Source organism: Pseudomonas sp. 2822-15 (assembly GCF_002742515.1).
Classification (GTDB): domain Bacteria; phylum Pseudomonadota; class Gammaproteobacteria; order Pseudomonadales; family Pseudomonadaceae; genus Aquipseudomonas; species Aquipseudomonas salomonii.
The window spans coordinates 478,865-491,097 of sequence record NZ_LJRY01000170.1; the positions used below are offsets into that span (position 1 = coordinate 478,865).

13 protein-coding genes are annotated in these 12,233 nt (G+C 59.8%); 5 read left to right on the forward strand and 8 right to left on the reverse strand.

All coding sequences use genetic code 11. The features are described from left to right. Nucleotides 1–110: 110 nt before the first annotated feature. The 4 genes from AOA59_RS08220 to AOA59_RS08235 form a co-directional block, all read right to left on the reverse strand. Nucleotides 111–1,943 (reverse strand): ABC transporter ATP-binding protein, encoded by a 1,833-nt coding sequence (locus AOA59_RS08220; protein ID WP_099486786.1) that lies wholly within the window; start codon nucleotides 1,941–1,943, stop codon nucleotides 111–113. Between the two features lie 82 nt (nucleotides 1,944–2,025). Beyond that, nucleotides 2,026–2,604, reverse strand: a complete 579-nt coding sequence (locus tag AOA59_RS08225; protein ID WP_099486788.1) for a peptidylprolyl isomerase — start codon at nucleotides 2,602–2,604, stop codon at nucleotides 2,026–2,028. Nucleotides 2,605–2,607: 3 nt separating this feature from the next. Beyond that, nucleotides 2,608–3,411: an alpha/beta fold hydrolase gene (locus tag AOA59_RS08230; RefSeq protein WP_099486790.1), complete on the reverse strand. Its 804-nt coding sequence runs from the start codon at nucleotides 3,409–3,411 to the stop codon at nucleotides 2,608–2,610. A gap of 14 nt (nucleotides 3,412–3,425) precedes the next feature. Then, nucleotides 3,426–4,349 (reverse strand): LysR family transcriptional regulator, encoded by a 924-nt coding sequence (locus tag AOA59_RS08235; RefSeq protein ID WP_065929812.1) that lies wholly within the window; start codon nucleotides 4,347–4,349, stop codon nucleotides 3,426–3,428. Between the two features lie 49 nt (nucleotides 4,350–4,398). Here AOA59_RS08235 and AOA59_RS08240 point away from each other — a divergent pair, with 49 nt between their 5' ends. The 3 genes from AOA59_RS08240 (at nucleotide 4,399) to AOA59_RS08250 (ending at nucleotide 6,534) form a co-directional block, all read left to right on the forward strand. After that, on the forward strand, nucleotides 4,399–4,713 hold the full coding sequence (locus AOA59_RS08240) for a 3-phosphoglycerate kinase (RefSeq protein WP_065929811.1): 315 nt from the start codon (nucleotides 4,399–4,401) through the stop codon (nucleotides 4,711–4,713). A gap of 151 nt (nucleotides 4,714–4,864) precedes the next feature. Further along, the gene (locus AOA59_RS08245) at nucleotides 4,865–5,464 is read left to right on the forward strand and encodes an FMN-dependent NADH-azoreductase (RefSeq protein ID WP_099486792.1); all 600 of its coding nucleotides are present in this window, start codon (nucleotides 4,865–4,867) and stop codon (nucleotides 5,462–5,464) included. Nucleotides 5,465–5,667: 203 nt separating this feature from the next. Further along, complete coding sequence (locus tag AOA59_RS08250) at nucleotides 5,668–6,534, forward strand: carboxylate/amino acid/amine transporter (protein ID WP_069788050.1); 867 nt, start codon at nucleotides 5,668–5,670, stop codon at nucleotides 6,532–6,534. A 48-nt stretch (nucleotides 6,535–6,582) separates the two neighbouring features. Here the strand turns inward: AOA59_RS08250 and AOA59_RS08255 are convergent, their stop codons facing one another. Beyond that, nucleotides 6,583–7,881, reverse strand: coding sequence for a mechanosensitive ion channel family protein (locus AOA59_RS08255; RefSeq protein WP_099486793.1), 1,299 nt, complete (start codon nucleotides 7,879–7,881; stop codon nucleotides 6,583–6,585). 193 nt (nucleotides 7,882–8,074) lie between these two features. On the opposite strand from AOA59_RS08255, the gene AOA59_RS08260 reads away from it, so the two are divergent. After that, the gene (locus AOA59_RS08260; RefSeq protein ID WP_026013512.1) at nucleotides 8,075–9,421 is read left to right on the forward strand and encodes a DEAD/DEAH box helicase; all 1,347 of its coding nucleotides are present in this window, start codon (nucleotides 8,075–8,077) and stop codon (nucleotides 9,419–9,421) included. A gap of 114 nt (nucleotides 9,422–9,535) precedes the next feature. Here AOA59_RS08260 and AOA59_RS08265 read toward each other — a convergent pair whose 3' ends face one another. After that, nucleotides 9,536–9,811: a hypothetical protein gene (locus AOA59_RS08265; protein ID WP_099486795.1), complete on the reverse strand. Its 276-nt coding sequence runs from the start codon at nucleotides 9,809–9,811 to the stop codon at nucleotides 9,536–9,538. 155 nt (nucleotides 9,812–9,966) lie between these two features. Between AOA59_RS08265 and AOA59_RS08270 the strand changes: the two genes are divergently transcribed. Next, nucleotides 9,967–10,356, forward strand: a complete 390-nt coding sequence (locus tag AOA59_RS08270) for a hypothetical protein (protein ID WP_017134854.1) — start codon at nucleotides 9,967–9,969, stop codon at nucleotides 10,354–10,356. A 115-nt stretch (nucleotides 10,357–10,471) separates the two neighbouring features. Here AOA59_RS08270 and AOA59_RS08275 read toward each other — a convergent pair whose 3' ends face one another. Together AOA59_RS08275 and AOA59_RS08280 are read right to left on the reverse strand one after the other, a co-directional pair. Beyond that, a complete protein-coding gene (locus AOA59_RS08275; RefSeq protein ID WP_099486902.1) occupies nucleotides 10,472–11,338 on the reverse strand; it encodes a DUF6279 family lipoprotein in 867 nt (288 codons plus the stop codon). 66 nt (nucleotides 11,339–11,404) lie between these two features. Next, on the reverse strand, nucleotides 11,405–12,127 hold the full coding sequence (locus tag AOA59_RS08280; RefSeq protein ID WP_065929806.1) for a TorF family putative porin: 723 nt from the start codon (nucleotides 12,125–12,127) through the stop codon (nucleotides 11,405–11,407). Nucleotides 12,128–12,233: the final 106 nt, after the last annotated feature.

Consider the following 12,233-nt stretch of genomic DNA (forward strand, 5'->3'; position numbering starts at 1 on the left):
AAGGGTGGGAGCTGGCTTGCCTGCGATTGCGGTGTGCCAGAGAAACGATTCGTGACTGACGGTGCGCTATCGCAGGCAAGCCAGCTCCCACATTGTTTCGCGGTGTACTTTTAATCGATGCCGACGAACCCACCCGTCTGGTGCTGCCACAACCTGGCATACAAGCCACCATGGGCCAGCAGTTCGGCATGGCTGCCGGTCTCGGCGATCTGGCCTTTCTCCAGCACCACCAGGCGGTCCATGCGGGCAATGGTCGACAAGCGGTGCGCAATCGCGATCACGGTCTTGCCTTGCATCAGCGTTTCCAGGCTTTCCTGGATCGCCGCTTCCACTTCCGAATCCAGCGCCGACGTCGCTTCGTCCATGACCAGAATCGGCGCGTCCTTGAGCAGTACTCGCGCAATGGCAATGCGCTGGCGTTGCCCGCCGGAGAGTTTCACCCCGCGCTCGCCCACGTGTGCATCCAGCCCGGTGCGGCCTTCGGCATCCGACAACAGCGGGATGAACTCATCGGCGCGGGCTTTGTGGATGGCGGCGTTGAGCTCTTCATCGCTGGCATCCGGTTTGCCATACAGCAAGTTGTCACGGATCGAGCGGTGAAGCAGCGAGGTGTCCTGGGTGATCATGCCGATCTGTGCCCGCAAGGACTCCTGAGCAACTTCGGCGATGTTCTGGCCGTCGATCAGGATGCGCCCGCCTTGCAAGTCGTACAGGCGCAGCAGCAGGTTGACCAGGGTAGATTTACCCGCACCGGAGGGGCCGATCAGGCCGATTTTCTCACCGGCCTTGATCTGAAGGTTCAAATCGCCAATGATCCCGCTCTGCTTGCCATAGTGGAAATCCACCTGCTCGAAACGGACTTCGCCGTGGGGCACTTGCAGGCGCGGTGCGTTTTCACGGTCGGTCACGGCCAGCGGCGCCGCGATGGTTTTCAAACCATCCTGCACCATGCCGATGTTTTCGAAGATGCCATTGACCACCCACATAATCCAGCCGGACATGTTGACGATACGGATCACCAGGCCGGTGGCGAGGGCGATGGCGCCCACGGAAATCAGCGACTGCGTCCACAGCCACAAGGCCAGGCCAGTGGTGGTGACGATCAGCACGCCGTTCAAGGTGCAGATCACCACGTCCATGCTGGTGAGCACGCGCGCGGCCAACTGGGTTTTTTCGGTCTGCTCGATGATCGCTTCCTTGGCGTACTCCTGCTCATTCTGCGTATGAGCGAACAGCTTCAAGGTGGTGATGTTGGTGTAGCCGTCGACAATGCGGCCCATCAATTTGGAGCGCGCCTCGGAGGAAATCACCGAGCGTTCTTTTACGCGGGGCACGAAGTAACGCAGCGCCAGGCTGTACAGAATGATCCAGGTGATCAGCGGGATCATCAGGCGCCAGTCCGCCTCGGCAAACAGCACCAGCGCGCTGATGGCGTAGATCGACACGTGCCAGATGGCCTCCGCCGTCGCCACTGCCGAATCACGCAGGGAGTTACCGGTTTGCATGATGCGCTGGGCGATACGCCCGGCGAAATCGTTCTGGAAAAAATTCAGGCTCTGCTTGAGTACGTAGCTATGGTTCTGCCAGCGGATCAGGCTGGTCATGCCGGGGTTGATGGTCTGGTGCACCAGCAAGTCATGCAGGCCATTAAAGATCGGGCGCAGCAGCAGGGCTACAACGGCCATCCAGATCAGCTCGGCACTGTGAATCTGGAAAAAGTTGGCGGGCGGCGTGCCTTGGGCCAAATCGATAATGCGGCTCAGGTAGCTGAACAATGCCACTTCGATCAGCGCGCCGATCAGGCCGACCACCAGCAAGGCGGCAAAGCTTGGCCACACCTGGCGCAGGTAGTAGAGGTAGAAGGGCAGGACTTTATCAGGAGGGGCGGCGCTCGGAGCGTCGCGGAAGATGTCGATCAGTTGTTCAAAGCGACGATAGAGCATTCAGTCTGACGCCCGCGCTGCGGGCTCTCCTTTCAAATGCGCACGCGGCGTTGTGGGCCGCGTGCGGAGCTTGCTGCGGACCTCAGTCGATGCGCTTGGCCGACTTGATCACAACAGGGTCGATTGGCACGTTTTGCATGCCTTGCTTGGTAGTGGTCTGCGAGTTGACGATGACGTCGACGACGTCCATGCCCTTGACCACTTTGGCGAACACGGCATAACCCGCATCGCGGCCAGGGTCGAGGAAGGCATTGTCAGCCACGTTGATGAAGAATTGGCTGGTGGCCGAATTTGGATCGTTGGTGCGTGCCATCGACAAGGTGCCGCGCACGTTATGCAGGCCGTTGCTGGCCTCGTTCTTGATCGGTGCTTCGGTCGGTTTCTGCGACATCTGCGCGGTGAAACCGCCGCCCTGGACCATGAAGCCTGGGATCACACGGTGGAAAATCGTATTGGTGTAGAAGCCTTTGTCGACATAGGCCAGGAAATTCTTGGTACTGATCGGCGCCTTGACCGGATCCAGTTCGATTTCGATGTCGCCATTGGTGGTAGTGATCAGGACGTGGGGCGCGCTGGACTTGGCCGGTGCAGTGGCCGTGGCGGCCATCAGGTTGGCGGCGAACAGAAAGGAGCCGGCAAAGAAGGCGATTTTTTTCAGCATGGGTCAGTGATCCTGGGTAGTGGTTTCGACTGTCTTTAGAAAATCGAGCAAGGTAGCGTTAAAGACTTCGGGTTGGTCCAAGGGCGTGGCATGGCGGGAATCCTCGATCACCACCAGCCGCGCATCGGGCAGCAGTTTTACATAGTTTTCTTTCTGCGCCACGGGGGTGTAGTCGTGGTCGGCGCTGATGACCAGCGTAGGACAGATGATTCTGGAAAGTTGTTCCTGCACGCCCCAGCCGACAATCGCATCAAAGCTGGCGAGATAAGCACGTTTGTCGTTTTTTGCCCAGCGTTCGGCCATTTTGCGCCGCAGGTCGGCTTGCTCGGGCTTGGGGAACAGCCGATCGCCCAGGGCCTTGCCAATGGTGGCCAGGCTGAGCACGCGCGCCAGGCTCCAGCGCTTGGCCCATTGCCAGTAATCATCGGCGCTGCGCACCTTGACCTCCGGCGCGCTGTTGACGATGCACAGGCTCTTGACCCGCGCGGGCTCGTCCACGGCCAGCTGGAACGCGATCATGCCGCCCATGGACAAGCCCACGACATGGGCGGGCGGCAGGTTCAGGTGTTCGATCAACGCCAGCAGATCGAAGGTAAAGCCCTGGATGCTGTAGCGCTCACGGGATTTGTCGGAGCGACCGTGACCGCGTACATCCACCACGATCAGGCGGTAATGCCGGGCCAGCACCGGAATCTGCAATTCCCAATCCTGGCTGCTGGAACCCAGGCCGTGGATCAGGAGCAGCGGGGTGCCGTGACCGTATTCCTCGTAATGCAGGCTGCAGCCTTCGTGGTCGAACCAGGCCATGGGTGAACTCCGTTTCAGGCTTGCTGGGGCGCGGCGAAAGGTGCGTCCAGGGGAGCGGTGTCAAAGGTGCGCAACAAATCGATAAGAATCTGCGTGGCCGGCCCCAGGGGTTTGTCTTTGTTCGAGTACAGGTAGAACGTCGGGTTGCGGCTGCCACCCTTTTCCAATGGCAGCTGCTTGAGCAGGCCATCCTTGAGTTCGCGCTCGATCAAGTGCCGGGGCAACCAGGCGAAGCCCAGGCCGCTGCTGACGAAGGTGGCGGCGGTGGGCAAGCTGCCGACGGTCCAGCGCTGTTCGGCGCCCAGCCAGCCGACGTCGCGCGGCTGTTGGCGGCCGGAGTCACGGATCACCACTTGCATCTGGCTTTCCAGGTCCTGGAAGCTCAACTCGCGGTTCAGGCGATGCAACGAGTGGTCGGGATGGGCCACGGCAATAAATTCCACGTCACTCATTTCGGTGCCCAGGTAGCCCGGAATGATGAAACTGCTGATGGCCAGGTCAGCCATGCCATCTATCAACAGCTCTTCAACCCCCGACAGCACTTCTTCACGCAGGCGCACGCGGCAGCCACGGCTTTGCGGCATAAAGGCGGTGAGCGCACGCACCAGCCGCGCATTCGGGTAGGCGGCGTCCACCACCAGGCGTACTTCGGCTTCCCAGCCCTGTTCCATATGGTGGGCGAGGTCTTCCAGCTGGCTGGCGTTTTTGACCAGTTGCCGCGAGCGGCGCAACAGCACTTCACCGGCCTCGGTGAGCACGGCCTTGCGCCCGTCGATGCGCAGCAATGGCACGCCGAGCTGGTCTTGCATGCGGGCCACGGTGTAGCTCACCGAGGACTGCGAACGGTGCAGTGCTTCAGCCGCCTGGGCGAAGCCACCGTGGTCGACCACGGCCTGCAGCGTGCGCCATTGATCGAGGGTAACGCGGGGCGCTTTCAAGATGAGCTCCTCTTGTCCTAAGCTGGCGGTCCTTATTGGAGACTGCCGAATGAGAAAATTCTGTTGTGTGTTGCTGGCGCTGCTGCCGATGAGCGCGTTTGCCTATCCCACCGACGTGACTAAAAAGATCGAGGGCGTGAGCATTGACTACACGGCGTCCGACGTCGACAACGACATCAGTTCGATACAGCTGAATAATTACGGCACCAATGACGCGGTATGCTCGGTAACCTTCACCAACGGCCCGGAATCACCGCGTCGCCGAACGGTCACGGTGCCGGCAGGTAAAAGCACCAACACCACGGTCAAATTCACCCGCTCGATTATCAAGATGCGTATCGCCCTGGCGTGCGCTCCAAAATAACGCGGCAGCGGAGCATGCCCACAGCAGTACTCCGCTTATAAACAAATTTATAGATGGGTTATAGCAGTTTTTTACGCTTTTTTATCGAATTAGCTCTGTTTAATCTTCACTCCATCGCCTTACTGCATTTACAGATGGAGCCTACCCAGCCATGTCCAATGTTCTGATCATCGAAAGCAGCGCTCGCCAGCAGGATTCGATCTCCCGCCAGCTGACTCAACAGTTCATCAGCCAATGGCAGGCCGCCCACCCGGCGGATCAGATCACTGTGCGTGATGTGGCCCTCAACCCGGTCCCGCACCTGGACGCCAACCTGCTCGGCGGCTGGATGAAACCCGCCGACCAGCGCAGCGGCATCGAACAGGCGTCCCTGGACCGCTCCAACGAACTGACCGACGAATTGCTCGCCGCCGATGTGCTGGTGATGGCTGCGCCGATGTACAACTTTGCCATTCCCAGCACGCTTAAAGCCTGGCTGGACCACGTGCTGCGCGCCGGTGTGACGTTCAAGTACACCGCCACCGGCCCGCAGGGTCTGCTGACCGGCAAGCGCGCCATTGTGTTGACCGCCCGCGGTGGCATCCACACCGGCGCCACCTCCGATCACCAGGAACCGTACCTGCGCCAGGTCATGGCGTTTATCGGGATTCATGACGTCACGTTCATTCATGCCGAAGGCGTGAACCTGAGCGGTGACTTCCAGGAGAAGGGCATCAACCACGCCAAAGCGCTGCTGGCACAGGTCGCATAACGCTTTAATCGTCACATAATCGCGCGGTGTTTATATCGCTCCACGCAAACCCTTCAAGTACGCGTATCGAACCTCCCTTTGCACTTGTTGCTCCTGAGTGCTCCTGCCCGACTGCCGCTATAGCGAGGTCGGGTTTTTTTTGCCTTGAGTTTCAGTAAACGCCGAAAACCTTTAATGTCCCGCCCATTCGAAACGAGGCGCGCATGGGCTATTTACTGGTTGTCACCCTGATTCAGGCATTTTCCTTCAGCTTGATCGGCGAATACCTCGCCGGTCACGTCGACAGCTACTTCGCCGTGCTGGTACGTGTGGTATTGGCCGGGCTGATTTTCATCCCGCTGACCCGTTGGCGTTCGGTGGCACCGCCCTTCATGCGCGGCATGTTGCTGATCGGCGCGCTGCAGTTCGGCGTGACGTATGTGTGCCTGTATTTGAGCTTTCGTGTACTTACGGTGCCGGAAGTATTGCTGTTCACCATCCTCACACCGTTGCACGTGACCCTGATTGAAGACGCGCTTAACCGCCGTTTCAACCCGTGGGCATTGATTGCTGCGCTGGTGGCCGTGGGCGGCGCGGCCGTGATTCGCTTCGACCAGATCACGCCGAACTTCCTGATGGGCTTCTTGCTGCTGCAACTGGCCAACTTCACCTACGCCGCCGGGCAGGTGATGTACAAGCATTTGGTCGCGCGTTATCCGAGTGATTTGCCGCACTACCGGCGCTTTGGCTACTTCTACGTGGGCGCCTTGATCGTGGTGCTGCCGGCGTTCCTGCTGTTCGGCAAAACCAACTTCCTGCCCGAAGCGCCGCTGCAGTGGGGTGTGCTGGTGTTTCTCGGGCTGGTCAGCACGGCGCTGGGCATGTACTGGTGGAACAAAGGCGCCTGCCTGGTCAACGGCGGCACATTGGCAGTGATGAACAACCTGCATGTGCCGGTGGGTTTGCTGCTGAACCTGCTGATCTGGAATCAGCACGAGCCGCTGGGGCGCTTGGCGTTGGGTGGGTTGGTGATTCTGGGGGCGGTGTGGGTCAGTCGCTTGGGTGTGCGTACGGACGCGATCCACCGCTGAGGCTAGTGTGGCAGCCTGCAAGCCCGCTGCCACAGGGAATTGATGGCGTTAGGCAGATTCGTTTTCCAGGGCTGGCAATTGGCTGGCCCCCAATGCCGCCGGCAACACCCCGGCGCGTAGATCATTGCCACTCGGCTGCTGATACAGGCTCAAGCCAAACTCCGGCAGCACCGCCAGCAAATAATCAAAGATATCGCCCTGGATGCGCTCGTAATCGGCCCACGCCGTGGTGCGCGTGAAGCAGTAGATTTCCAGTGGCACGCCTTGGGCGGTGGTTTGCATCTGGCGCACCATGCAGGTCATGTTCGGCTGAATATCCGGGTGGCTTTTCAAGTAGGCCAGGGCGTAGGCGCGGAAGGTGCCGAGGTTGGTCATGCGGCGGCGGTTGGCCGACAGTTGCGCGCTATGGCCCTGGGCTTCGTTCCAGGCCTTGAGTTCGGCCTGCTTGCGGCTGATGTAGTCGGTGAGCAGGTGTACCTGGGTCATGCGCACTTCTTCGTCGTCGCGCAAAAAGCGCACGCCGCTGGCGTCGATATACAGGCTGCGCTTGATACGGCGCCCGCCGGACGCCTGCATGCCGCGCCAGTTCTTGAACGACTCCGACATCAGGCGCCAGGTCGGGATCGAGACGATGGTTTTGTCGAAGTTCTGCACCTTGACCGTGTGCAGGGTGATATCCACCACGTCACCGTCGGCGCCGACCTGGGGCATCTCGATCCAGTCGCCGACCCGCAGCATGTCGTTGCTGGTCAGCTGCACGCTGGCCACAAACGACAGCAGCGTGTCCTTGTACACCAACAAAATCACGGCCGACATGGCACCCAGGCCCGAGAGCAACAACAGCGGCGAACGGTCGATCAAGGTGGCGACGATGATGATCGCGGCAAACACGAACAGCACCATCTTCGCCAACTGCACATAGCCCTTGATCGAGCGGGTGCGGGCATGTTCGGTGCGTGCGTAGATATCCAGCAAGGCGTTGAGCAGGGCGCTTACGGCCAGCGTCATGAACAGGATGGTGAACGCCAGCGCCACATTGCCGATAAACACGGTGGCGGTCTTGCTCAGTTCGGGTACCAGGTACAGGCCGAACTGGATCACCAGGGAGGGCGTCATCTGCGCCAGGCGGTGAAAGACTTTGTTATGCCGCAGGTCATTGAGCCAGTGCAGCGCCGGTTGCCGGCCGAGCAGTTTGATGGCGTGGAGGATGAGGTAGCGCGCTACCCGTCCGACCAATAAGGCGACTACCAGCAATATCAGCAAACCCAGGCTGGAATGCAGCAGTGGGTGTTCATCAAGGGCGCCCCAAAGGTCTTGGACGTTGAGCCAGAGCTGTTTGATATCCATGGGTAAAACCGATTCTTCTGTAAGACAACACGGGCCGATTAGAGCATTTATGTGCAACAAAGTTGGTTTTGTGGACAAATCTGCTGACAAAAAAGCAGCTGATTAGCGCCATTCGCGTAAAGAAACTCGGTTTGAGCGCCCGAAACCGTTACCCTATGCAGCTGATATTTTGTATTTCTTCGAGGTAGCACCCGTGTTTTCCCAATTCGCCCTGCACGAACGCCTGCTCAAAGCCGTGGCCGAGCTTAAATTTGTCGAGCCTACGCCTGTGCAAGCAGCGGCCATCCCGCTCGCGCTCCAAGGGCGTGACCTGCGGGTGACTGCGCAAACCGGCAGCGGTAAAACCGCCGCTTTTGTCTTGCCGGTGCTGAACCGCCTGATTGGCCCGGCCAAAGTCCGCGTGAGCATCAAGACCCTGATCCTGCTGCCGACCCGAGAGCTGGCCCAGCAGACCTTGAAGGAAGTGGAGCGCTTTTCGCAGTTCACCTTCATCAAGTCCGGCATCATCACCGGCGGTGAAGACTTCAAGGTCCAGGCCGCCATGCTGCGCAAGGTGCCCGACATCCTGATCGGCACTCCAGGCCGCATGATCGAGCAGCTCAACGCCGGCAACCTCGACCTCAAGGAAGTCGAAGTGCTGGTGCTCGACGAAGCCGACCGCATGCTCGACATGGGCTTTGCCGACGATGTGCAGCGCCTTGTGGCCGAGTGCGTCAACCGCCAGCAGACCATGCTGTTCTCCGCCACCACCGGCGGTTCGACCTTGCGCGACATGGTTGCCAAGGTGCTGAACAACCCTGAGCATTTGCAGGTCAACAACGTCAGCGACCTGAACGCCACCACGCGTCAGCAGATCGTGATGGCCGACCACAACGTACACAAAGAACAGATCCTGAACTGGTTGTTGGCCAACGAGACCTATCAGAAGGCCATCGTCTTCACCAATACCCGTGCAGCAGCCGACCGCATCTACGGTCGTCTGGTGGCGCAGGAATACAAGGCGTTCGTGCTGCACGGCGAGAAAGATCAGAAGGACCGCAAGCTGGCAATCGACCGCCTCAAGGCTGGCGGCGTGAAGATCCTTGTCGCCACCGACGTTGCCGCGCGCGGCCTGGACGTGGATGGCCTGGACATGGTCATCAACTTCGACATGCCGCGCAGCGGCGACGAATACGTGCACCGTATTGGCCGTACCGGGCGTGCCGGCAACGATGGCCTGGCGATCTCGCTGATCTGCCACGGCGACTGGAACCTGATGTCGAGTATCGAACGCTACCTCAAGCAGTCGTTCGAGCGCCGCACCATCAAGGAAGTCAAAGGCACCTACACCGGGCCGAAGAAGGTCAAGGCGTCGGGCAAAGCCGTTGGCGTGAAAAAGAAAAAGACCGACGCCAAGGGCGACAAGAAGAAAACCGGCGCCAAGTCTCCGACCAAGCGCAAGATCGCCAACCGGCCGAAGACCGACAACCTGTCGCTCGTCAGCAAGGACGGCATGGCGCCGCTCAAGCGCCGCAAGCCAGAAGCGCCAGCTGCCGAATAAGGCCGCTGATACAAAAAAACCGGACGCTGTCCGGTTTTTTTATGCCCTCAGTTAATCGTTCCTACGCTCTGCGCGTGAATGCCGCCAGGGGCGCTCCGCGTCCCTTTGTGGTGGTTAATTTTTCGCTTTGTCGGCCGCATCTTTCAGCTCCTTGAGGCGCTGGTCGATCAGTTGGCACTTGTCCGGCAGGTCCGCGCTGGCGGTTTCCAGGTTCATGTGCTGCAACTCATCGTTGATTTCCTTGGCCTTGGCCGGGTTTTGCTGGGTCAGCCGGGTCACTTCCTTGGCCAGTTGTTCGCGTTTGGCCGTGGCCTCTTCCGGCGTGCAGGCCCAGGCAGGCAGGGCGCTCAGCAGCGTGGCGGCGATGGCCAGGTTGATCAGGGTTTTCATGGTCGGACCTCCTTGGCAGTAATGTGCAGTTGAGGGGGCGAACGTCTGGAAAGTTCAGAGAAATGACGCTCGTCTATTCGGGTGAACGGCCAGAGCACGGTCGTGTCATTACCTCTAACGGGCCACTTTTTAATCTGCCCGCAGGAGGAATCAGGATGACGACTTACAACTGGGATCTGATCGAGCGACTGCTGCATGAAGTGCAGAACGGCGAAGGCAGCTTTGCGCCGCGCAAATACGCCGAGCAGGAAGCGGCCGAGAAGGCCACGGCGGGCGAATCCACCGGTAACCTGGACGCGTTGAAAAAGACCGCCGCCGATTACGAAGCGCTGTTGTTCAAGCGTGGTTTCATTGAATCGCGCCCGGAAGAAGAGGGCGGCAATGGTGAGAACTTCATCCTCACGGCGCTGGGCGCGCAGTTGCTGGCCCTGATCGACAGCTCAATTCCGGGCAATGACCACCCGCGCCAAGTACTGGACGAGCAGGCCGACGCGCTGGACCCGGCGACGTTCGCCGAGGTGGCTTCCAAAGCGCAGATTGCCTGAAAAAGCACACTCTAACTAAAAATGTGGGAGCGGGCTTGCTCGCGAATACAGTGTGTCAGTCAATAGATTCATCGACTGATTCACCGCATTCGCGAGCAAGCCCGCTCCCACATTTTTAAATCGAGGCGGCCTTGAGGCATTTGAGGGCCTGAAAGTCACTGCGAACCTTGCCGATTTTTTGTGTGAGTGTCTGGCGCTGCTGCGCCGTACTTTCGGCCATCAGGTCGATGATCAGGCCGCGGGCAGCGGCTTCAGTCTGTGCATAGGCGGTGCGGTATTGCGGGGTCCACAGGCTCTCGCGGTCGACCAGCAACTGTTGGATTTTCTGTGGGAAGTCAGCGCTGTGACGCTGCTGCAAGGCGTCGATAAATTGCGCCTGCCAATGGGCGCGATTACCGATCCACTCCTGATTCTGTTCACCCAGCGCGATTGACCATGCCGTCACTCGGTTCTGCTGGCTGGCACTCAGCGGCCCCATCCACGCATCCAGGCGTTTGCTCATGCGCTCGGCGCGCTCTTTGATCTGCTGAGCCAGCGGCGGTTTGAGGTATTCGTCCTGGCGCTTGCGCAGGTCTTTGGCCAGCGCATCACCCATGTCTTTGACTTGTTGATCATCCAGGCCCTGCAGCAACTGGACGGCTGACGGCGTGATCTCGCGGGCAACCTCGGCGATGGCTTGTTTGGCTTCGACGGTGCGCGCTTGCAGCGCGGCGTCGGTGATCTGGTTGTTGTCGACCATTTGTTGCAGGCGATCAAGCCAGTCCAAGTAGCCCGGCAGTTGAGTGGTGCAGTGCCAAGCCAGGTGTTCCTTGAGGGTGTCATTGAACCAGCTCTTTTGCCCGGCGTTCATGTCCAGGTAGTCGTTGAGGGTCCAGGGGATGATCACATCAAGGTTGCGGTAGGCCAGGCCTACGCGATTGCAGCCGGCGAGCACCAGGCTCAACGTCAGTAATACCACCAGTAATTTGAGCCGACGCAGCATGGGCGTGTCCTTGCGCAGGAAGGGGTCATGCATGTGAACCTGCGCGGGGCGCGACAGTTCAGCCCATCAATAAAACGACCGTGCGGCCTTCAAGGTCAACAGGCCGTCGCATTGCGAATTGTGTCCGGAGTAGGCCGAGCAGTCGCCGCCACTGAGGCTGGAACCGCTGTAGATCAGGTCCAGGTCCACGCCTTTCCAGGCGCGGGAGAACTGCACCGACCAGTCGCTGAAGCTGCTGATGGTACCGCCTTCTACCGCCGCCGGCGTGCCGAGTTGGTGGGTGGTGTATTTCATGCTGACGCCGATGCCGAACGGCTGCGTACCGCCGAGGTCGGCAAACAGCGTGCTGTCCTGGCGATCCGGGTCGTTGCTGAAGGACACACCGAAACGATTGCCCAGCAGGTTCAGGCCGCCGTAGAACTCCTGGCTGTCGAGCGGGCTGAGCTTGGGGTAGCTGTAGTGGATCATGCCCACTTCGTAGCCCAGGGTCTGGTCGAAGGGGCGCTTGAAGCCCATGTAGGAGTCAAGTTCGAGGTTGTTGGCTGAGGACAGGCCCATATTGGGCGAAAACTGGCCGAAATACAGGCCGCTGTCGTGGCTCAGGTCCAGGCCGCCGTGGAAGGAATCGCTGCCCGGCGAGGTGGGCTTGACCAAGCCCTGGGCCATGCTGCGGCTGGGCGTGGTGCCCAATTTGAGGTCGAAATCACCCAGTTCACGCTGAAAAATCTGCGCGTGTGCGAGGGGGCTTGCCGCAAGGGCAGCGATGAGAAACAAGCAGGGCTTGAGCATGCTTCACTCCATGAAAAGCGAGGAGCAGTTACGGAAAAATCGGACAGATGCCCGTGCTAGACGGGTGCAAGCATACCGGCGAATGCCTCGCGGTGAGCCCCGTTCG

Bases quoted from the DNA above. Each gene is read 5' to 3' on its own strand.
- AOA59_RS08275 (WP_099486902.1), bottom strand. From the start codon at position 11,338: ATGCTGCGTCGGCTCAAATTACTGGTGGTATTACTGACGTTGAGCCTG.
- AOA59_RS08225 (WP_099486788.1), bottom strand. From the start codon at position 2,604: ATGCTGAAAAAAATCGCCTTCTTTGCCGGCTCCTTTCTGTTCGCCGCC.
- AOA59_RS08270 (WP_017134854.1), top strand. From the start codon at position 9,967: ATGACGACTTACAACTGGGATCTGATCGAGCGACTGCTGCATGAAGTG.
- AOA59_RS08245 (WP_099486792.1), top strand. From the start codon at position 4,865: ATGTCCAATGTTCTGATCATCGAAAGCAGCGCTCGCCAGCAGGATTCG.
- AOA59_RS08250 (WP_069788050.1), top strand. From the start codon at position 5,668: ATGGGCTATTTACTGGTTGTCACCCTGATTCAGGCATTTTCCTTCAGC.
- AOA59_RS08280 (WP_065929806.1), bottom strand. From the start codon at position 12,127: ATGCTCAAGCCCTGCTTGTTTCTCATCGCTGCCCTTGCGGCAAGCCCC.
- AOA59_RS08265 (WP_099486795.1), bottom strand. From the start codon at position 9,811: ATGAAAACCCTGATCAACCTGGCCATCGCCGCCACGCTGCTGAGCGCC.
- AOA59_RS08255 (WP_099486793.1), bottom strand. From the start codon at position 7,881: ATGGATATCAAACAGCTCTGGCTCAACGTCCAAGACCTTTGGGGCGCC.
- AOA59_RS08220 (WP_099486786.1), bottom strand. From the start codon at position 1,943: ATGCTCTATCGTCGCTTTGAACAACTGATCGACATCTTCCGCGACGCT.
- AOA59_RS08230 (WP_099486790.1), bottom strand. From the start codon at position 3,411: ATGGCCTGGTTCGACCACGAAGGCTGCAGCCTGCATTACGAGGAATAC.
- AOA59_RS08240 (WP_065929811.1), top strand. From the start codon at position 4,399: ATGAGAAAATTCTGTTGTGTGTTGCTGGCGCTGCTGCCGATGAGCGCG.